The 19,673-nt window shown below is 68.0% G+C and carries 21 protein-coding genes, 1 tRNA gene and 1 pseudogene; 9 read left to right on the top strand and 14 right to left on the bottom strand.

All coding sequences use genetic code 11. The features are described 5' to 3' along the window. The first annotated feature begins 319 nt into the window (after window positions 1-319). Window positions 320-601, top strand: coding sequence for a zinc ribbon domain-containing protein (locus ACFQVD_RS34585; protein ID WP_343972595.1), 282 nt, complete (start codon window positions 320-322; stop codon window positions 599-601). Between the two features lie 30 nt (window positions 602-631). Then, window positions 632-1,888, top strand: a complete 1,257-nt coding sequence (gene fmdA, locus ACFQVD_RS34580; protein WP_343972592.1) for a formamidase — start codon at window positions 632-634, stop codon at window positions 1,886-1,888. 151 nt (window positions 1,889-2,039) lie between these two features. Here fmdA and ACFQVD_RS34575 read toward each other — a convergent pair whose 3' ends face one another. Both ACFQVD_RS34575 and ACFQVD_RS34570 read right to left on the bottom strand, forming a co-directional pair. Further along, window positions 2,040-2,501, bottom strand: coding sequence for a hypothetical protein (locus ACFQVD_RS34575; protein WP_343972589.1), 462 nt, complete (start codon window positions 2,499-2,501; stop codon window positions 2,040-2,042). Between the two features lie 210 nt (window positions 2,502-2,711). Next, a tRNA-Phe gene (locus ACFQVD_RS34570) sits at window positions 2,712-2,774 on the bottom strand. 393 nt (window positions 2,775-3,167) lie between these two features. Between ACFQVD_RS34570 and ACFQVD_RS34565 the strand changes: the two genes are divergently transcribed. Then, window positions 3,168-4,451 carry a hypothetical protein gene (locus tag ACFQVD_RS34565; protein ID WP_343972586.1) on the top strand — a complete coding sequence of 428 codons (1,284 nt, stop codon included), beginning with the start codon at window positions 3,168-3,170 and terminating at the stop codon, window positions 4,449-4,451. Window positions 4,452-4,690: 239 nt separating this feature from the next. Further along, window positions 4,691-5,563, top strand: coding sequence for a GNAT family N-acetyltransferase (locus ACFQVD_RS34560; RefSeq protein ID WP_343972583.1), 873 nt, complete (start codon window positions 4,691-4,693; stop codon window positions 5,561-5,563). 11 nt (window positions 5,564-5,574) lie between these two features. On the opposite strand, the gene ACFQVD_RS34555 is transcribed toward ACFQVD_RS34560, so the two are convergent. The 4 genes from ACFQVD_RS34555 to ACFQVD_RS34540 all read right to left on the bottom strand — a co-directional run bounded on the left by ACFQVD_RS34555 (window position 5,575) and on the right by ACFQVD_RS34540 (window position 7,544). Continuing rightward, window positions 5,575-5,718: a hypothetical protein gene (locus ACFQVD_RS34555; RefSeq protein WP_343972579.1), complete on the bottom strand. Its 144-nt coding sequence runs from the start codon at window positions 5,716-5,718 to the stop codon at window positions 5,575-5,577. 111 nt (window positions 5,719-5,829) lie between these two features. Further along, complete coding sequence (locus ACFQVD_RS34550) at window positions 5,830-6,630, bottom strand: VOC family protein (protein WP_343972576.1); 801 nt, start codon at window positions 6,628-6,630, stop codon at window positions 5,830-5,832. A 45-nt stretch (window positions 6,631-6,675) separates the two neighbouring features. Then, window positions 6,676-7,089 (bottom strand): VOC family protein, encoded by a 414-nt coding sequence (locus ACFQVD_RS34545; protein WP_343972573.1) that lies wholly within the window; start codon window positions 7,087-7,089, stop codon window positions 6,676-6,678. 20 nt (window positions 7,090-7,109) lie between these two features. Then, the gene (locus tag ACFQVD_RS34540; RefSeq protein ID WP_343972847.1) at window positions 7,110-7,544 is read right to left on the bottom strand and encodes a helix-turn-helix transcriptional regulator; all 435 of its coding nucleotides are present in this window, start codon (window positions 7,542-7,544) and stop codon (window positions 7,110-7,112) included. Window positions 7,545-7,723: 179 nt separating this feature from the next. Here ACFQVD_RS34540 and ACFQVD_RS34535 point away from each other — a divergent pair, with 179 nt between their 5' ends. From ACFQVD_RS34535 to ACFQVD_RS34525, 3 genes are all read left to right on the top strand, one after another. Beyond that, a complete protein-coding gene (locus ACFQVD_RS34535; RefSeq protein WP_343972570.1) occupies window positions 7,724-8,188 on the top strand; it encodes a DUF1801 domain-containing protein in 465 nt (154 codons plus the stop codon). Window positions 8,189-8,629: 441 nt separating this feature from the next. Then, window positions 8,630-9,379: an arsenate reductase/protein-tyrosine-phosphatase family protein gene (locus tag ACFQVD_RS34530; protein ID WP_343972567.1), complete on the top strand. Its 750-nt coding sequence runs from the start codon at window positions 8,630-8,632 to the stop codon at window positions 9,377-9,379. A gap of 59 nt (window positions 9,380-9,438) precedes the next feature. Continuing rightward, entirely contained in the window at window positions 9,439-9,792 is a 354-nt protein-coding gene (locus tag ACFQVD_RS34525) for a VOC family protein (protein WP_386274418.1), read from the top strand. A gap of 297 nt (window positions 9,793-10,089) precedes the next feature. Here the strand turns inward: ACFQVD_RS34525 and ACFQVD_RS34520 are convergent. Next, window positions 10,090-10,740 (bottom strand): annotated as a pseudogene (locus ACFQVD_RS34520) (alpha/beta fold hydrolase); the annotation flags it as partial. 294 nt (window positions 10,741-11,034) lie between these two features. Here ACFQVD_RS34520 and ACFQVD_RS34515 point away from each other — a divergent pair. Continuing rightward, a complete protein-coding gene (locus ACFQVD_RS34515; protein ID WP_343972561.1) occupies window positions 11,035-11,172 on the top strand; it encodes a hypothetical protein in 138 nt (45 codons plus the stop codon). Between the two features lie 58 nt (window positions 11,173-11,230). Here ACFQVD_RS34515 and ACFQVD_RS34510 read toward each other — a convergent pair whose 3' ends face one another. From ACFQVD_RS34510 to ACFQVD_RS34485, 6 genes are all read right to left on the bottom strand, one after another. Then, a complete protein-coding gene (locus ACFQVD_RS34510) occupies window positions 11,231-11,608 on the bottom strand; it encodes a GntR family transcriptional regulator (protein WP_343972558.1) in 378 nt (125 codons plus the stop codon). Then, complete coding sequence (locus tag ACFQVD_RS34505; protein ID WP_343972555.1) at window positions 11,605-12,420, bottom strand: hypothetical protein; 816 nt, start codon at window positions 12,418-12,420, stop codon at window positions 11,605-11,607. Before ACFQVD_RS34505 ends, ACFQVD_RS34510 begins: the two co-directional genes overlap by 4 nt. Before the next feature lie 129 nt (window positions 12,421-12,549). Next, the gene (locus ACFQVD_RS34500; RefSeq protein WP_343972552.1) at window positions 12,550-12,732 is read right to left on the bottom strand and encodes a hypothetical protein; all 183 of its coding nucleotides are present in this window, start codon (window positions 12,730-12,732) and stop codon (window positions 12,550-12,552) included. Between the two features lie 320 nt (window positions 12,733-13,052). Continuing rightward, window positions 13,053-13,832 carry an IS21-like element helper ATPase IstB gene (gene istB, locus ACFQVD_RS34495; protein ID WP_364159275.1) on the bottom strand — a complete coding sequence of 260 codons (780 nt, stop codon included), beginning with the start codon at window positions 13,830-13,832 and terminating at the stop codon, window positions 13,053-13,055. Next, window positions 13,829-15,358 carry an IS21 family transposase gene (gene istA / locus ACFQVD_RS34490; RefSeq protein ID WP_386274280.1) on the bottom strand — a complete coding sequence of 510 codons (1,530 nt, stop codon included), beginning with the start codon at window positions 15,356-15,358 and terminating at the stop codon, window positions 13,829-13,831. The genes istB and istA overlap by 4 nt, the downstream gene beginning before the upstream one ends. Before the next feature lie 221 nt (window positions 15,359-15,579). Beyond that, the gene (locus tag ACFQVD_RS34485; protein ID WP_386274492.1) at window positions 15,580-15,936 is read right to left on the bottom strand and encodes a hypothetical protein; all 357 of its coding nucleotides are present in this window, start codon (window positions 15,934-15,936) and stop codon (window positions 15,580-15,582) included. Between ACFQVD_RS34485 and ACFQVD_RS34480 the strand changes: the two genes are divergently transcribed. Continuing rightward, the gene (locus ACFQVD_RS34480) at window positions 15,820-18,849 is read left to right on the top strand and encodes a Tn3 family transposase (protein WP_386274415.1); all 3,030 of its coding nucleotides are present in this window, start codon (window positions 15,820-15,822) and stop codon (window positions 18,847-18,849) included. The two genes, ACFQVD_RS34485 and ACFQVD_RS34480, sit on opposite strands and share 117 nt — an antisense overlap. Before the next feature lie 103 nt (window positions 18,850-18,952). On the opposite strand, the gene ACFQVD_RS34475 is transcribed toward ACFQVD_RS34480, so the two are convergent. Next, window positions 18,953-19,600, bottom strand: coding sequence for a YdeI/OmpD-associated family protein (locus ACFQVD_RS34475; protein ID WP_343963310.1), 648 nt, complete (start codon window positions 19,598-19,600; stop codon window positions 18,953-18,955). Window positions 19,601-19,673 lie beyond the last annotated feature (73 nt).

The raw sequence follows: 19,673 nt of genomic DNA, 5'->3' as shown, positions 1-19,673 counted from the left end.
CCACCGATCTTCGCCGCCAAGAATCAGCGATGATCAGCTAAGTAACGGTCCAAGACCGACATTTCCCGACAGCGGGCCGGGAACGTCACCACCGGCCAGAACATTGAGCACGAAGGAACATCTCCTCGTATTTTCGCCTGTGGAATAAGCGATCTACCTTACCGTGCGAGCAAGTTGGCGGAAGTGAGATGGATTGCATTCCATTCACACGTTAAATTGCGGATACATCCGACTCTGAGACTGTTTTCCGAGGTCACGTCGGTAGAGAGGGATCACGACCGGGGAGGACCGACTCGAAGTCGCTCGAAGGGCGCGTGCTATGACGGTATATGCCTATCGGTGTCCGCACTGCTCAGAAATCGAGGTCACTTTTCGGATAGGCACCGCACCCGCTGCGGTGCCGTGCCCGGACTGTGGCGCGGCCTCGGTTCGGGCGTTCTCAGCGCCGATGCTGGCGCGCACTCCGGCCGCCGTGGCCGCTCGGTTGCAGCGCGCGGAGCGCAGCGCCTCCGAGCCCGAAGTCGTCACGTCCCTGCCGCGGCGCCGCGCCGGAGGCGCGGTGGCCGTCCATCCCGCTACCGGCCGCCTGCCGCGGCCGTGACCGTCTCGCAGCGCCGAAAGGAACCCAGCCGTGCCAGAGTTGATTTTCCCGCTCGACTCGAAGAGGAAGTTCACCGACCAGGCCAAGATCGGTCACAACCGTTGGCACCCCGCGATCCCGCCGGTGGCATGGGTCAAGCCCGGCGACAGCTTCCGGGTCCACTGCCGGGAGTGGTTCGACGGTGCGATCCACAACGACGACTCCGCCGAGGACATCCGTGACGCCCCGTTGACGAAGGTGCACGCGCTCAGCGGCCCGTTCGCGGTGGAGGGAGCCGAGCCGGGCGACCTGCTGGTCGTGGACATCCTCGACCTGGGGCCCATCCCTCAGGAGGACAGCGGCCCGCTGGCCGGCCAGGGCTGGGGTTACACCGGGATCTTCCCCACCAGGAACGGCGGCGGGTTCCTCACCGAGCAGTTCCCCGACGCCTACAAGGCGGTCTGGGACTTCTCCGGTCAGACTGCCACATCGCGCCATATCCCGGCGGTGTCGTTCACCGGCATCACCCACCCCGGACTCATGGGCACCGCGCCGTCAGCGGCGCTGCTGTCGAAATGGAACGCGCGGGAGTCGGCGCTGAGGGCCACGGACCCGCAGAGGGTGCCGCCGCTGGCCCTGCCTCCCGAGCCCCAGGACGCCGTCCTCGGCTCCGTCTCCCCGTCCGAGTTCGACCGGGTCGCGGCCGAGGCGGCCCGCACGGCACCGCCGCGAGAGAACGGCGGCAACCAGGACATCAAGAACCTCACCCGGGGCTCCCGAGTCTTCTACCCGGTGTACGTGTCCGGCGCGAACCTGTCGGTCGGCGACCTGCACTTCTCACAGGGCGACGGCGAGATCACCTTTTGCGGTGCCATCGAGATGGGCGGGTTCATCGACCTGCGGGTCGACGTCATCAAGGAGGGCATGCAGACGTACCGCGTCGGCGAGAACGCCATCTTCATGCCGGGCCGCACCGGCCCTCAGTACAGCGAGTGGCTCGCCTTCTCCGGGGTGTCCGTCACCCTGGACGGCGAGCAGCGCTATCTCGACTCGCAACTGGCCTACCAGCGGGCCTGCCTGCACGCGATCGACTACCTGACGGCGTTCGGCTACAGCCCCGAGCAGGCGTATCTGTTGCTCGGCGCCGCGCCGATCGAGGGCCGGCTGTCGGGGGTGGTGGATATTCCCAACTCCTGCGCCACCGTCTACCTGCCAACCGCGATCTTCGACTTCGACGTCCGTCCCGGCGCGTCCGGCCCGCTCCGCGTGCCACAGGGCACCAGCGCACCGCACGCCGGCTTCGACTGAACCGCTGACCGCCTCCCACGGCCCGATCACGGGGACCCGCATCGTGGACCCGTCGTCCCGAACGCGGGCATGTGCGGCATGCCCGCCAACCTCCTCCCGGCCCGTCCTCACCCCGTCCGCAGGCCTTCGTCGTGTTCCAGGAGGCCGAAGCTCAACACCGACTCCTGCCGCTCACAGAGGAGCTCACGTTCACCTCGTAGTCGTCGTCCTCCGTTTCCAGGAACAACACCGAGAGGTGAACATCTCTACCGTCGACGGACTTGACAAAGCAGTTCACCACTCCGCCTTCATCCTTTGGAGAAGGTTTCCAACCGTCCGCGGTCGCGGCGTCCTGATAAAAGGACAGCATCTCGGCCACCTGGCCCGAAGGGCGGTAAGCCTGCCTGACAGTCACCGTCCGGTAGACACTGTCGCAACCGGATCCGCGTCCCCCCTGGGGTTTCGCGTGCGCCGGATGAGCATCGAGGATGTCGAGCTTGCCCAGGGAGGCGATGAGCCGGTCATCCTCAGCGGTACACCCATCGGTTGACGCCGAAAAAGCGACAAAAGCCACTAAGGCGGCACCGACCCCCATACAGGCGGCCACGAGCACCGCGATCGTTGAGCGCTTCATCATCAAAATCTAGCGCCCCTGCGCATTCATTCAACAGGGAAGCCCTGGCCACTCTGGAATGCCCCGGAGTCATGCGGTCATTTCGTTCGACCGACCTGCGAGGGCCTCGTATCGGCCGACCCACCCTGTCGGCAGCACCGCCGTCGACCAGAACCAAGAAGGCCCCGGCCGTGATCGGCTCGGGGCGTTCGTGCTGCTCGGCCACTGTGCTCAGAGGCGGGGTCGAACCGCCGACCTTCCGCTTTTCAGGCGGCGCGATCACCCTGCTCCGCTCATTCGGGGGCGAAAAGGCGATGACGTCACCCGCCTTGGGCACGTACGTCCCGTCGGCCGCCTTGCCGGTGACCGCGTCACTCATCTTCAGTGTGGGCATCATCGCTTCGCTCGGTTCGATAGGACTCTTTTCCGGTCATCTTGGAAATCAACGGCTGAGGCATTGCCGAGCAGGCGGAAGCCTCAGACCGGCCCCGAACTGGGCGACCTCAACTCCCGAACGGCCAGACGGAGATGCGTAACAGGCCCTGAGCCCGAGGCCGGAATCCCAACACGATATTGTCTGACTTCATCGATTTACCACTCTGAAAATACATGTCAAGACATTGATTGTGCCGTAAACTCATGAAATATCGGATGTATCCCCGCAAGTGAAACGCAGAGGAGCATCCGGTGAAAATCCCCCCGATCACCGCAAGAGCCTCACGATCCGCCGGTCGTCCGGCAGTGGCGCTGGGAGTCGCCCTCGCCTTGGTCGCGATGAACGCCATCCAGGCCACCGCGGCCCCCGCTCCCGCCTCCCCCGAGAACGCCATCACCCGGGCCGTCGAGCCGACCGGCGAGGTCCCGGGCGGTTTCGCCTCCTGGAAGGACCTGGTGGCCACCCAGGAGAAGCTGGTCAAGGCCGCAGACCGCGTCACCGCCGCCGTCAGGACGCAGGGCGACACCGGGTTCGCCGGCATCGTCGCGGCGCCGGAGAACCGCGAACTGCGTGTCTACTGGAAGGGAGACACCCCCGAGCGCATCGACGACCTGGTCGGCCGACTACGCCGGGACGTCCCGGTCAGTGTCCTGCCCGCGGCCTACTCGGCCCGGGAACTGGAGAGCGAGATGAACCGTCTCGGCCGCACCTCCGGCGGCGCGATCACCTCGATCGCGCCGAACGTCGACGGCTCGGGCCTGACGGTCTCGGGCGCCGCCTACGGCCTGACCCGCTCGAAGGTCGCCGACTCGGCGGTACCGGTCACCGTGGAGGCCGGCGTCACACCGACCCCGGCCAGCCGCTGGGACGATGCCGCGCCCTGGCTGGGCGGCGCGGCCTGGCGCACCACCGGCACCGGCCGCGGCTGCTCGACGGGCTTCGCCGTCACCGCCGGCGGGGCGAGCTGGATGCTGTCCGCGGCCCACTGCGGCAGCATCGGGCAGACGGCCACCGACCCGACCGGCCAGGTGATCGGCCCGATCGCCTATGCCAACACCAGCCGCGACGTGATGCTGATCCGCGCGAGCACCGCCGGCCGCGTCTACAACAACAACCCCGGCACCGTATCGCCGGAGTTCAGCAACCCGGTCGTCGGCACCTCCGCCTCCTACGTGGGCATGTGGCTCTGCACCTCCGGCGCCTACTCGGGCACCATCTGCCTTTGCCAGGTGAAGATGACCAACGTCACGATCTACCTTGCCGAGAGCGTGCTCTACGGCCTGGCCCTTCTTGAGAATCCGACGCGCAAGAACGTGGCCGGCCAGGGCGACAGCGGCGGCCCGGTGGAGACTCCCGAACCGTCCGGCACCACCCAGCAGTACGCGGTGGGGGTCATCTCCCTGATCGACACCAGCGCTCAGGTGCCCTGCACCGGCTACGTCCTCAACGGCCGCGTCTGCTCCTGGCGGCTGTACTACGCGCCGTGGAGCAACGCGACCACCGCCTTCCCGGGAATCGCCATCGCGACCGGCTGACGAATCGATCGAGCCGATCACCGCGTGAGCCGCGGTGGCGGCCATCTGGGGCGTGACGTGCATGGCAGGGATACCTTCCGTCATTTCGTACGGCGCCGCACCAGGACGGCTGCGCCAGCATGGCCAGGAGGTTCCCGCTCGCCTGCCATGCGAGTACGTCCCCATGTCGCGCGAGTGCTGGAGCGCACCGGCAGAAAATCAGGTGCGGACCACCGGTGCGGTGGGGTGTGATCGGGGCCATGGCGATCGTGTCGGGTGAGCCGGGAGTCGACGGGCTGAGCGCGGTCGTGGACGTGCTGCGGGACTGGCAGCACGACGAGGCGCCACCGCAACTCCACCCGGGAGACCTGGGCTGGTTCTGGCGATTCGGCGCGGAGGCGACGGCCGCGGCGGTCCGGACCTGGAGCCGTGACGGACGGATTCTCGCCGTCGGGCTGCTGGACGACCCCAGGGTGTTGCGGCTCGCGATCGCGCCGGACGCCCGGCGGGACGAGGAGGTGGCGCGACGGCTGGTCGCGGACATGACCGAGCCGGAGCGCGGCGTACTGCCCGAGGGGAGAGCGAACGTCGAAGCGCCCATGCGCGCGCTGGTCCGGGACCTGCTGTCCGGGAACGGCTGGAACGCCGGCGAGCCGTGGACGCCGCTGCGCCGCGACCTCGCGGAGCCGGTGCAGGACCCGGACGTGCGGATCGAAGTGATCGGACCGGAGCAGGCGGACGTGCGGGCCGCCGTACAGCGGGCGTCGTTCGACGGGTCGACGTTCACCGACGAGCGCTGGCACGCGATGGCGGCCGGACCGCCGTACGCCGACGCCCGGTGTCTGGTCGCGTACGACGACCGGGGCGACGCGGTGGCGGCGGTGACGGTGTGGTCGGCCGGTCCGGGGAAGCCCGGGTTGCTGGAGCCGATGGGCGTGCACCGCGAACATCGCGGCCACGGCCATGGCCACGCGATCACCCTCGCCGCGGCGGCCGCCCTCCGGAAGCTGGGCTCGTCGAGCGCGACCGTCATCACCCCCAGCTCCAATGTCGGCGCCGTCGCCACCTACAGGTCGGCCGGCTTCCAGCGACGCCCCGAGGCCCGCGACCTGCGCCGGGACGCCTTCTCATGAATACCAGGGGGTCAGCGCAGTCGCGCACGAACGGCATCGGTGGCCCGCGTATCCCTGAGCTCGATGAACTTCTCGACGGAGAGCTTCCCAATTTTTCGGCGTTCCGGCGTCTTGCCGCCAAGCTCGGGCTCTGTCACCTTGTTCGTCGTGTCCACCGATCTACCAGCCGGAACGTTGGGCGCGTTTCAGGAGCCCCCGCGATCTCCTCGCCCCTTCCCACCCCCTCCTGCAGCCCCCGTCCAGTCGCGCCGAGCGACCCGTGGCGGTCAGCCGGATGTGGTGATCCTCCAGTGGTAGCCGTCGGGGTCGGTGCAGTGCCCGGCGTAATCACCCCGGTCGGTTCGGGCCGCTGCGGCGGTGACCCGGCCGCCGGCAGAGTCAGCGGCGCTTAGAAGAGCGTCGACGTCGTCACGGGAAGCGGCGATGTGGGTGAGGACGAGCGCCGAGAAGCCGTCACCGTGCTCGTCGACGCCGGCGTCCTTGGCGAGGGCTTTGCGTGGCAGCAGGCCCAGCCGGCACACGCCGTCGGCGATGGCGAAGTCGAGGAATTTGTCGCCGTAGTCATGGTTGACGCTCATGCCCAGCGTCTCATAGAACGCCCTGGATGCCATCGGCTTGGCGACGCCGAGGTAGATGGCGGTCTCGATCGGCTTCGGCGGGTCGGGGACGGGATCGGTGTCCTTCTTGGAGGCCGCGGTCAGCTTCCACACGGCCCCGTCCGGTGCCTGGTAGACGGCGGTGAACTCACCGAAGAACTGCTTCCTCGCCGGCTTGATGACCGTCGCGCCCTTGGCTGTGGCGGCATCGAGAAGGGCCTTGACCTCGGCGGGCCGGTTGACGATGGAGGACAGGACGTAGCCACGGAAACCCAAGGTCGCCGGGTCCGTACCGGAGTCGGTGGCGAGCGCGTCGATCTGGCGGAGGGCGAGCCGCCCGGTGCCGTGAAGGTCGAGGCCGGCGGTGTGGTCGTCGTCCGTGGCCGTGGCTGAGAACGCGGACGTGTAGAAGGCACATGCGGCTTCTACCTGCGGTACACCGAGAGTGATGATGTCGACAGAGAGCGGCATCGGTGGTCCTTTCGTGCTTTCAGTGTGAAAGTTGTGCGGGCCGGCTCAGGCAGATGCGCTGGTTACGCGGATGAGGTTGCCGGCGGGATCACGGAAGGCGCAGTCACGGACTCCGTAGTCCTGGTCGATGGGTTCCTGGACCACATCGGCACCTGCGGCCTGCAGACGGTCGAACAGCCCGTCGAGGTCGTCGGTGGCCAGCGTGACGGCGGCGTAGGCGCCCTTGGTGATGAGTTCCAAGATGGTGCGGCGCTCCTCGTCGGTGATGCCCGGATCGGCCGCCGGCGGCTGCAGCACGATGGAGGTGCCGGGCTGTCCGACCGGGCCGACGGTGATCCACCGCATGTCTTCGTAGCCGGCATCGGCCCGGACCTCGAAGCCCAGGATGTCGCGATAGAAACCTAGAGCGGCCTCGGGGTCGGTGTGCGGGAGGAAGGCGTGCTGAATGGTGACGTTCATGCCCGGCACGCTACGCATGACTACCGGGCGCGGGCTTCTCGATTCTTGACCGGTCTGGTCACCTGCTTGCTCAGACACGGCGGAATACCCGCTGCGGCCTGGGAATGGTCACGCCGGTAGACGCTCGGCGGCACGCCGACCAGTTCGGTGAACCTCGTACTGAACGTGCCCAGTGAGGAGAAACCCACCTCGAAACACACTTCCGTGACGCTGAGGTCTCCGCGGCGCAGCAGCGTCATCGCCCGTTCGATCCGCCGGGTCATCAGATACGAGTACGGAGACTCACCGTAGACGCGACGGAACTCTCGACTCAGGTGCCCGACCGACATATGCGCCCCAGCGGCCAGCGCCTGAAGGTTCAGCGGCTTGGCGTACTCACGATCGATCCGATCCCGGACACGACGGATCACGGCGATGTCCTGCAACCGTTGCGCCTCCGCACGCCCGAGACCCATACGCACCATCTTCCACCTCGCCTGCCGCGCGGGCGACAGCCGGCAGTGTGGGCCCGTGCGACGAGGTGTGTCCCGGAAGCGCGGGGCGAGCATCGATCAAGAATCGAGAAGCGCCGGCTTCGCGGCACGGCTAGCGTCACAACCACTTCACAGCGATGACGACGAGGAGAGTGACAGCGGTGAGCGCGGACATCGGCGCGGAGAGCAAGAAAAGCACGGACGGTTTCTCCGAGGAGGAGCATGCCGCCATCAAGGAACGCGCCGCGGAACTGAGGAAGGAGGCGAACCGTGGCCGTGGCAACAAGGCAGCCGCCGAGGAACTCGATGTGCTGTCGAAGATCGCGGAGATGGAACCGTCGGACCGCACAATGGCCGAACGCATCCACGCCATTGTCACCACCAACGCCCCAGAGCTGTCGCCGAAGCTGTGGTACGGACAGCCGGCCTACGCCAGAAAAGGGAAGGTTGTGTGCTTCTTCCGTAGCGGGAACACGGACAAAGAGCCCTACTCAACCTTCAGCTTCACCTCCGAGGCAAAGCTCGCCGACGACAGCGGCCTGTGGCCCACGTCCTTCGCCGTGACCGAGTTGAGCGACGAAGTCGCGAAGACGATCACCGCTCTCGTCAAGAAGGCCGTGAGCTGAGGCATCGCCTCGGCGGTAGGGGGTACACCGACTCGGCGAGGCCGGGAGCCGACGCCGTACTTCGCCTGGCAGCGTGCCTGATGGGCGCGGGCTGGTGAGGTCGCCGGACCGAGTTCGAACCGGCCAACGTCGCGGTTCACCAGGTGGCGGTGGCGGCCGAGCTGGAAGACGCCGGTCACACGCTCCGGGTCGGGACAGCGGTCGGCGCCTCCCGCTTTCGAGTGAACGACGCGCTCGGCGCAGAAGCCCGCGGCCAGCAGGCCACGCCATCGGGCACGGTCGAAACCCAGGTGAACGGCCAGTTCGGTGGAGTTGGGGCCGGGAATGAGGTTGGTGGCGCCCGTCAGGTCTCCGCCGGACCGCAGCCAGGCCGGTGAGATGAGAACCCGCGGTTGCGCGGCGAGCCCAATCCATCAAATTCATTTGATGTATTATCACTTCATGGTATCCCCCGCTCAAGTGGTTCCAGACTTCGTGCAGCTGGCCGCACACCCCGTGCGGTGGCGACTGCTGAGCGAACTGGCCACCGGCGACTATCGGGTGCGTGAGCTGGTGGAGCTGATCGGTCAGCCGCAGAACCTGCTCTCCTACCATCTGCGGTTGCTACGCGGCGGCAAGCTGGTGAGCGCACGCCGCAGCAGCGCGGATGCGCGTGACACCTATTACCACTTGGATCTGGAACGCTGCGCTCAGGCGCTGACCGATGCCGGCGCCGCTCTGCATCCGGCGCTCCACCCCGGTCCCACCCCACCGCCACGCCATCCGGGACCTGCGCCCACCGTACTGTTCACCTGCACCGGCAACAGCGCCCGCTCACCGATCGCCGAAGCCCTGCTCCGCCGCCACGCCGACCACGTCGAGGTCACCAGCGCGGGAAGCCACCCCCGGCCGCAGCTCCACCCCCATGCCGTACAGGCCTTAAACGAGGGCTACGGCATTGACCTGACAGGACAGCGCCCACGATCCCTGGCGACCATGACCGACCGCCACTTCGACTACGTGATCAGCCTGTGCGACAAGGTCCGCGAGGTCTGCCCCGACTTCGGCGACCACACCCGGCGCATCCACTGGAGCATCCCCGACCCCGCAGCGTCCAAGGCCGCCCAGAAGGACGCCCACCGCGCCTTCGTCCATACCGCGGCAGAGATCGATGCCCGTGTCCGCCACCTACTTCCGGTCCTGACCCCCTAGGAGGCCCTGCCATGACCGCACCCGATCAGCTCGCCGGCGTCCGCTACCTCGTCGACGACGTGCGCGCCTCGATCGACTTCTACACCACTCACCTGGGCTTCACCCTGCGCCTGGACGCCGCGCCCGCCTTCGCCGACGTGGTCCGTGGTCCCCTGCGGCTGCTGCTATCCGGACCCACCAGCTCCGGCGCCCGCGCCACACCCTCGGACACCCCTGCCGGCCGAAACCGCATCCACCTCATCGTTGAGGACCTCGACACCACGATCGACCGGCTCCGCAAGGCCGAACTGCCATTCCGCAGTGACGTGGTCGCCGGCCCCGGAGGACGCCAGATCCTGCTCACCGATCCCGCCGGCAACCTCGTCGAGCTGTTCGAACCAGGCCCCACTCCAACCAACCGCCTGCCGGCCTGACCCTGATTCGCCACCTGCCGCGCTCCCAGTTCCCGAGTCGTCGGCCCTGCCGACAGAGCCCAGCCGGTCCAGTCGCCTCAGGATGGCGGGGTCCACGGTGGATCCTGAGACGGCGGCCGTGAGCTCCTGCCAGAACTCGGCGATGAAAGGGAAGTCGCCGTCGAAGTAAAGCCCCACTCGGGTGATCTCGCGCAGTGCGTTGCCATCGAGCACGGGGCCGCCCGGGATCGGCAGGGGCCGCCTGTCGAGGGTCGCGAGCAGCCGGTCGTAGATGCGCCGCACCTCGTCCGGTGTCGCGCCGAGGTGGTAGACGGCGTCCCGCTCGGCTGCGAAGGCCAGCAGGTCGGGCAGGCGCACCGCGATCGCCTGGCTCCAGGTTCGCCCCATGTCCCGCCACACCAGGTCCGGATCGACGGCGCCGTCCAGCACGATCCGATCGGTGCGTCCCGGGAACATCGAGACGTAGACGGCTCCCAGATAGGTGCCGTAGGAGAGGCCGAAGTAGGAGAGTTTCGGCTCACCGAGTGCGGCTCGGATGCGGTCCATGTCCCGGGCTGTGTTGGCCGTGGTGATGAACGGAAGCAGATCGCCGGAATGCTCGGCGCACGCGGCCGCGGTGTCCCGTGCGAAGGCGACGTTGCGCCCGATGCCGCCATCCGGTCCCGGGTAGGGCAACAGCAGCGTGAACTGCCTCATGAGATCGAGGCCACAGGTGACCGGGGTGCTGTGGCCGACCCCGCGCGGATCGAAGCCGATCAGGTCGTACCGATCCAGGACCTCGCGCGGCAGTACGACCGCCAGCCGGCTGGGCAGGTCCAGGCCGCTACCGCCCGGGCCGCCCGGATTGGAGAGCAGGATCCCGCGACGCGCCCCGGGACGCGCCGTGCCGATCCGGGAGATCGCGATCTCGATGCTCCGCCCGCGCGGGGCGCGGTAGTCCAGCGGCACCCGCAACGTCGCGCACTGCCGGCGTGGGTCGCGCGAGACGCCGCCGGATTCCACCGGCGGGCACTCGCCCCAGATCGGAGCCGCTCCCCCGGCTTCGGCCACCGCCGACTCCGGTGTGCCGATCCGGGCCCCGGCCGACGTGGGCACGCCTGCCGCCACGATGGCCACCGTCGCCACGGCGATGAACGATGTCAGACTTGATCGCACTGGTACCCCTTTTCGAAAGGAACAGCTGCTTTCTCAATGACTGTGAAATCGGCACCGCCAGGTACGTGAGACTCTTCGCTTGATCACGTGGAGAAACAGGGGCCGTGGTTCGCGGTGGGAGTCGAGCTGCTGTTGCTCCCCATGACCCACACCGAGATCGAGATCACCGCGGAGTTGGTGCGGGATTTCCGGAGCAGCCGACGCAGCGGCCCGGACGCCGCCTGAGCGGCCACTACACCGACGTCGTGCGTTCGACGACGTGACCCCCGCGGCCGGGTCGTGGTCATGACGAGGCCGGTGCTGCCGCGCCGGACGTCAGAGCCGCCCGTACGATGCGGATCGCCTCGTCCTCGTCGATGCCGACACTGGCGATCACGGCGGCGTAGTCGGCGGCGGCCCGGTGGGCCCGCTCCCGGCCCTGCTGGCCGGTGGCCGACACGAACGAGCCCGCCCGCCCGCGCGTCTCGATCAGTCCCGCCTCCTCCAGTTCCCGGTAGGCCCGGCCGACCGTGTTGGCGGCCAGGCCGAGGTCGGCCGCGAGGTGGCGGATGGTCGGCAGCCGGGCGCCCACGGTCAGCGTGCGGTCCTGGATCTGCCGGGCGAGCTGGGATCGTAGCTGCTCGAACGGCGGCACCGGCGAGGCCGCGTCGATGACGATCATCGGACGCTCATGACCTGTCGGGCCACCGTCGCGCACGACGGCGTCCTGGCGCGGAGCGCGACGAGGGCGACCATGCCCAGGATCACGTAGGCGACCGCGGCGGCGCCCCACCAGCCGGGCGCGGTGCCGAACAGCAGCACCATGGGCAGTGACCACTGCACATTCGGCGTGGTGAGCTCGCGGGCGTCCTCGACGCGCATGATGACGTCGGCGGTGAGCGACTCCTCGTCCTCCGCCACGACCGGGTGCCGTAGCAGGTGGCGCAACTGCAGGGCGGTGATGGCCGTCGCGCCGAGCAGGCCGATCAGCACGACGACGGCCAGCTGCCGCACGGTGGGGTCGGGAACGGCCAGGGCGCCCACGGCCAGCACCATCGCACCGGCGGACGTGGCGACGGCGAAAACAGCGAACGGCCGGCCGAGCACGGTCCGCCAGCCGGGCTGGATCGTATGGGTGGCCCTGCGCGACAGCGTCGCGGCCGCTCGCTGGTCGACGCGTCGTACCCACCGGTCGAGCAGCGACTGTGCCAGCAGGAGTCCGGCCACCGACGCGGTCAGGGCCAGCAGCGGCAGCGGGCGATACGGCTGGGGGTCGCTGAAAGCGGAAACGGCGGCAAGGGCGCTCACGATGATCAGCGCGGCCAGGATGACGTAAGTGGCCAGGCGGGCGCGGTTGCGGACCGCCAGCCGGCCGGCCAGCAGCGGGGTCGGGTGGGCGTCGGCCAGGCCGTGCCGGGCCAGCCACGCGCTCGCCAGTCGCAGATCGGTCGCAGGCGCCGACGGGCCGGCGTCCGGTAACGGTTCACGGGTCATGCCATCTCCTTTGTCGCAAGCTTTGTATCAATAGGATGCGACAAAGGTTGCGACAAAATCAACGCCTCCGGGCTCTCGTCGTTCCGGTGGCGCGAGCCCCGGCTCAGCGGCGGCCGTCGCCGTGGACCATCAAGTGGACGGCGTCGTCACCGCCTCGGGTATCTCCTCCTCGGTGGCGGTGACTTCGAAGATGCACCGCGGCAGCGTGCGCCCCCACCCGACCGTGGCGTCGGCGGCCTCTTCGTCGGCCCTGACCAGCGCCGCGCCACCGTAAGCACCGATCGCCCCCCATGACGTACGGCGCCACCTCATGGACCAGGTTCACCAGATCCCCGTACCTGTCCAGCCTCTCCCCAGGCGAAACAGCCCCCGGCGGCGCCCTCGGCTGACATCGCACGCACACAAATGAAGCGTCCCGGAGGTCACCTCCGGGACACTTCATTTCCGCCCTCGTTAATAGCGCCACTTTTCGCAATGGCGATGCCTGGTCGGCTCTGGTTCCTCACCGCTGCTAGCGGACACGCCGTTCTCCAGTTGAGCGGCCAGATTTCTCCTGGCTGATGGCCATCAAAATTCCTGGCGTGGCCACTGGGAATCCCGGTGGGTGGCCAGGTCGATCTCCGGGTGGGCGGTCAGGTCAGCGGGATCACTCCACGCCCGGACAGAGCCTCGGCCAGGCGATGGGAGTCGCCGCTGGTCTCCACCAGGTGGGCGTGGTGCATCAGCCGGTCGACGGTCGCGGTGGCGAGCGTCTTGGGCATGATGGTGTCGAAACCCGACGGGTGGATGTTGCTGGTGACCACGACCGAGCGGCGCTCGTAGGCGGCATCGATAACGCGGTAGAACGCCTCGGAGGTCTCGTGGCCGACCGGCAGCAACCCGATATCATCGATAACGATGACGTCGCTGCGGCAGATGCGGCCGATGGCGCGCGAGACCGATCCGTCGATCTTGGCCCGGCCGACCGTGGCACTGAGAGACTCCAGAGTGAACCAGGCCACCCGCAGGTCTTTTTCGATCGCCAGATGCGACAGTGCCTCAGCGAAGTGGGACTTGCCGGTGCCGGACGGTCCGGCGATCACCAGGTTCTCCGCGCGGCTGACCCATTCCAGCGTCATCAGCGCGTTCTGGGTGGCCTCGTTGATCGTGGAGCCCTCGCGCCGCCAGGAGGAAAAGGTCTTGCCGGAGGGAAAGCCCGCGCTCTTGCGCCGGTTGCGGCGGGTCGCCTGGTCGCGGCCGACGACCTCCTCATTGAGCAGGACGCGCACGACTTCGGCTGGGTCCCAGCGTTGCGCGCGGGCGGTCGCCAGCACCTCGGGCGCCGCTTTGCGGGCGTAAGGAAAACGCATCCGGCGAAACAGGGCCTCCAACTCGGCCGGGACCGGTGGGGCCGCAGGAAGGGTGACACTCACGAGTGATCTCCTTTGACGCTGTTGGTGTTACTGAAGGCAGCCCAGGAAGCGGTGCCGGGCTGGACCGAGTGAGCCTCGTCGACACGGGTGTTTTCACCGGCGTGCTCATGCAACGCGAGGTGGTCGCAGATGGAGGCCAGATCGGCTTCGGCGAACCGGCCGTTGATCGCGGCCAGGCCGAGCGCCTCATCCACCCGGGCCGCGCCCAGCAGACTGGCCAGCTCGACCGCGCGGGCCATTTTGGTGCGGATCCGCACCACTCCGGTGGCGGCGGCCTCGATCAGCCACGCCTGCGCACCCGGCCCGATCGCCAGGAACGCTTCTTCGGCCTTGGTCCGCGGGCGAGGCCGGGGCGCTTTGGGGCCGTTGCCGCCCTCGTGCTCGGGATAGTGGGCATCGACGATCCGCGGCCGGCCCGGAACCGACAGCCGATGCCGCCACAGTTCCCTCAGACCGTGCTGACCGTGCTGCTCATCGGTGCCGGAGCGGCCGACGATGACCAACTCGTCGCCGTGGACGCGGCACCAGACCGTCTGTCCCTCGTGGCCGGGCGGCACCGAGTAGCGCACATCGCCCCAGCGGACGGTCCGGTCGTCGCAGACCAGGCGCTCGGCGCCGAGCGCGAGCACGTAGGGATCGGCGGGCAGCACGTGCAGGCGAGCGCGTTCCTCGGCCAGCATCTCGATCGGCGGCCGGTGTGTCTCGCGATGGCGGCGGCCGTTGATGTGCTCACTCCAGGCAGCACACGCGGTCTCCAACTCGGTGAAACTCCCATAGGCGGCGCGGAGGTTGGCGTGGGTGGGCACCAGGTCCGCCTTGGCGATCTTCACCGTTGCCTCCACCCCGCCCTTGGACTCGGGATCGAACGGCTCGCAGGTAGTCACCACGCACCCGTAATGCCGCCCCAGCTCGACGATCTGCGGGTGGCGCACCGCGATGCGGGCGATGTGCTCGATCGTGACCGTCTTGGGGTTGTCGGTCAGCAGATACGTCGGCGCCCCGCCCAGCCGCCGCAGCGCCGCGTCCAGGCACGACGTCAACGTGGCCAGCGTCTGATCCCAGGCGGGGATCACCACCCGAAACCGCGACCAGGCCAGCCAGGCACAAAACAGCTGCGTGCGGCGCTCACCGATCCGCGGGCCCTCGCCCCAGTCCCACTGCAGCCACATCCCCGGCTCAGGCACCCAGGGCCGGTAGACGCGCCGCCGTCCGGCCTTCCAGGCCGCCTTGATCTCGGCGACCGCCCGCCGCGTGGTCCGCTCGGACCCGGCGAATCCCATCGCGACCAGGTCTTTGTGCACCACGTCCGCGCGGATCTTCCCTTTCGACCGGTCGACCTTCTCCTCGATCTTCGCCAGGAACGCGTCGATCGCCTTAGGTCGCGGCGCCGGCTGGTGCGGGTTGCCGCCCGCCGCGCGGATCGCGATATACCGGCGCACCGTCTTGGGGTCACACCCCGCCAGTTGCGCCGCCGACCAGGCGCACCCGGTCAGGTCGTAAGCCTCGTAAATCTCCATCAGCTCCATGCCAGACTTCGTCACGGGCCCCCTCCGCGGGTCTGGGGTGCAAGGTCTCGACAACCCGCAACCCAAGCCCCCGCGGAGGGGAACCCAAGCTGTGACACACGGACAAGATCAGGAGATCGGCCTGGCCATTGACCAAGACTTTTGGTGGCCGCCCACCAGGAACCGGTGTCCGTCAGCCGCGACTTTTCTGTCCGCCGATCAAGAGTTCCACGTGACCGCTCTCAACCGCGCAGCAATGTGAGTCGTACCCGCTGCCGGGCCTTGCGCTCCGCCAGGTTGGCATCCTCACCGATGCCCGAATAGGACCCGCCCATATCGGGGTCCCGGTAGTCCTGGCCGAAAAAACAACGGATATCGCTGACCTGCGGTGATGCGGGGTCAGTGTCGGGCGTTCTGATCACCAACGTTACGGTTCGTACCGTTTGCCTGGTACGTCGTGGAGGTGGTCGGTGTCGACGCGGTTGTTCTCCGAGGATCAGCTGGAGCAGCTGCGGTCGTTCCCTGACATCGGCCGGGATGATCTGATCCGGTTTTTCACGCTGACACCGGCTGATGTCGCGTTCGTCGACCCGGGCCATGGGCGGGGCGCAACGGACCGCTTGGGGCTTGCTGTTCAGCTGTGTACGTTGCCGTGGCTTGGGTTCGTCCCGGATGAGGTGAGCTCGGCGCCGCCGGTGGCGGTGGCCCGGCTGGCCGAGCGGCGGGGTGTGGATGCGGCGATGTTGGAGGAGTACGGCAGGCGGGAGCAGACCCGGACCGATCACCTGCGGTCGGTCGTGAAGTATCTGGGATGGGTGCATGCCTCGCCGGGCAGCGCGGCGTTCAAGGAGCTGGAGCAGTTCCTACTGGACCGGGCGATGGAGCACGACTCGCCGACGCTGTTGTTCAACCTGGCGCGTGAGTACCTGATCGCGGCGAAGGTGATCCGGCCAGGTGTGGTCACCCTCATGGAGATGGTCGGGACGGCGCGTAAGGCGGCCACCGACCTCACCCATGAGACGGTGGCCGATCTGTTGACCGAGCAGGTCTGTAGCGATCTGGATCGGATGCTGGCGGTGGATGTTGGGCGGGGCATGACACCGCTGGCCTGGCTGACGACCCCGGCGGTGGAGGCGACGGCCAAGTCGGTGAAGGCGACCATCGAGAAGCTGGAGTGGCTGCGCGGCATGGACGCGCATCTGCTGGATTTGTCGGCGTTGCCGACGGAGCGGCGCCGGTTCCTGGCGACGGTGGGCCGCCGTTCCACCAATCAGGCGCTGGAGCGCCGCGATCCAGAGCGTCGGTATCCGATCCTGTTGGCGGTGGCGGCGCAGTCGGCGGTGGACCTGCTGGATGAGGTCGTGGCGTTGTTCGACCAGGCGGTGTCGGCGCGGGAGTCGCGGGCCAAGATCAAGACCGATGAGGCGCTGGTCGAGCGGGCGAAGAAGGGCGAGACCCGCCAGCTGCTGATGGATGTGATCCTTCCGGTGCTGGCCGACCCGTCGATTCCCGACGAACAGGTCGGTGGCCTGCTGCGGGAGCGGATCGGGATGAGCAGGCTACGGGAGACGGTGGCGGGCGAGTGGCGGCCGCTTCCCAAGGACCACGGCCGCCTGTCGGCAATGCACGCCTCTTATTCCTACCTGCGGCAGTTCACCCCGAACGTGCTGGCGGCGATCGATTTCCAGGGCGGCCCAGGCACTGCCGATCTGATGGCTGCGGTGGCCATCTTGAAGAAGCTGAACGCTGGCGGCGGCCGGAAGGTGCCTGAGGACGCGCCGACCTCATTCGTTCCGGCCAGGTACGCCGACTACCTGGACAAGGCCCGCAAGACCGGGGACGACACCTCATTCCGCCACTACTGGGAGCTGTGCGTGATCTTGGGTCTGCGGGACGGGCTCCGGTCCGGGGACATCTTCGTGCCGGGATCGCGCCGGTACGCCGACCCGTCGACCTACCTGTACACACCCGAGCAGTGGCAGCCCAAGCAGGCCGCGTTCTGCACGCTGGTCGGCAAGCCAGCCACGGCCGCCGACGCCCTGGCCCAGGGCAAGGAGGAGCTGCACACCGCGCTGGCGGAGCTGGAGAAGACCCTGGCCGGCGCGGCGCCGGACGACACCGGCGCGGTCCGGTTGGACGGTGATGACAATTTGGTGATCCCCAAGCTCACGGCCGAGGACGTCCCTGCCGAGGCCGGGGAGCTGAAGGACGAGCTGGCCGGGATGCTGCCGTTCGCGCCGATCGCCTCGTTGTTGATCGAGCTGGACGTGCGCACGGGTTTCCTGGATTGCTTCACCCACGCCGGGGGCCGTAAACAGGCCAAGTCCGCCGAGCTGAAACGCAACATTCTGGCCGTGTTGATCGCGATGGCCACCAACCTGGGGCTGGCCCGCATGTCGGAGGCGTGCGGCGTCCCCTACGACGTGCTGGCCTGGACGATGGAGTGGTACGTGCGGGAGGACACGCTGCGGGAGGCCAACACCTGCATCGTCAACCACCATCACGGTCTGGAGCTGGCAGGAGTGTTCGGTGGCGGCACCATGTCCTCCTCCGACGGGCAGCGCTTCCCGGTGCGCGGCAAGTCGACCACCGCCCGACAGATGCCCATCCACGGCGGGAAGGTGCTGTCCACCTACACCCACGTGTCCGACCAGCACTCCACCTACGGCACCAAGATCCTCATCCCGACCCAGCGGGAGGCCCAGTTCATACTCGATGAGCTGCTGGGAAACGCCACCGACCTTCCGATCGATGAGCACACGACCGATACCCACGGGGTCACGTTGATCAACTTCGCCCTGTTCGACCTGGTGGGAAAGCTGCTGTCGCCGCGGATCCGGGACCTGGGGAAGATCACCCTGGTGAGGGACGACACCCCCACCGAGACGGCCAAGCGCTACCCGCACGCCGGTCCGCTGCTGGGCGCCCGCTGGAACGAAGCGCTGGTCGCCGACTGCTGGCCCGACCTACTGCGCATGGCCGGATCGCTCAAGTACGGACAGGCGACCGCGTCGCTGGTGGTCGGCAAATGGTCGGCCGCCTCCCGGCAGAACACCCTGGCGGCCGCGCTGAAGGAATGGGGCACCTTGCGCCGCACGATCCACGCCGCGAAGTATCTATCGGATCCCTCCTATCGCCGGCGGATCGGGCGACAGTTGAACAAAGGCGAAAGCCTGCACGCGCTGCGCCGGGACCTGCACTACGCCCAGCAGGGCACCATCACCACGCCGCACCTTGCCGACCAGACCGAACAAGCGTGGTGCCTGACGGTGCTGACCAACGCGGTCATCACGTGGACGACCGAGTACTACCAGCTCGCCGTCAAAAACCTGCGCGCCGACGGCCGGGATGTGCCTGATGAGCTGCTGGCCCACATCTCCCCGGCCCACAGCGAGAACGTCAACTTCTTCGGCGTCATCACCGTCGACGTCGAAGCCGAGCTCGCCAAACTCGACGGAGGCGGCTGGCGCCCCTTGCGCCCGGCCGCTGTTGAGCCGAGCCTGCGCCCATGACGGGTTCTTGGGGGGCTGGGTAAGGTTCCGGGTCTGGCCGAACGCCGAGCCGCCATGTGCGTGGGCTTGGAGGAGCGAGGCGGGGAGAGGAGTGGGCCCGCATTCAACTGCCGAGGGCGCGCTTTTGTGGGTGGATCGCCTCGCCGCGGGCGAGCATGTCAACGAACTGGGTGATACGGCGGGCTCGGGTCTCGGCGCGTTTGGCGGTCGCGATCCGATAGAGAATGGCGTAGCGGTTTTGGGAGGTGAGGATGTCGAACATCGCTTGTGCCTGGGGTTTCGCGGCCAATGCGGCGGCCAGGTCGGCTGGTACCTCGATGCCGGCTTGTCCCGCGTAGGCCGTGTCCCAGCGGCCGTGGGCCTTGGCGCGTTCGACCTCGGTCATTCCGGCCGGATGCATCCGGCCCTCGCTGATCAGACGGGTGACGATGGAAACGTTCCGCGCTGACCAGGGACTTTGCCTTCCGCGAGGGGTGAAGCGCCGGCAGAAGGTGATCTCATCCCGCCGTCGTAGCCGACCATCGATCCAGCCGTGGCACAGGGCTTCGTCGAGCGCCTGGTCATAGGTCAGGCTGGTGGGCCGGGTCGTGTTCTGCTTGGCGAGGACCAGCCACACCCCTGCCGAGCTGTCGTGGTGCCTGCTGAGCCACTCCCGCCAGGCTCGGGCATCGGTAACGGTCAGTTCCAGTAGTTCGTTGCTCATCGTCATGTGCCCCTGATGATCATCAAAGGGATGGTTGTCGGCGGTCACCCGAAGGTGGGAGCCCAGGACGGGGGCCTGTCGGAAGTGGCGCTGGATCGGTCAGCGGTGGAGCTGGCCGATC

It is taken from the genome of Streptosporangium amethystogenes subsp. fukuiense, from assembly GCF_042665875.1.
GTDB classification, from domain to species: Bacteria; Actinomycetota; Actinomycetes; order Streptosporangiales; family Streptosporangiaceae; genus Streptosporangium; species Streptosporangium fukuiense.
This window is presented reverse-complemented; position numbering and strand designations above follow the sequence as displayed.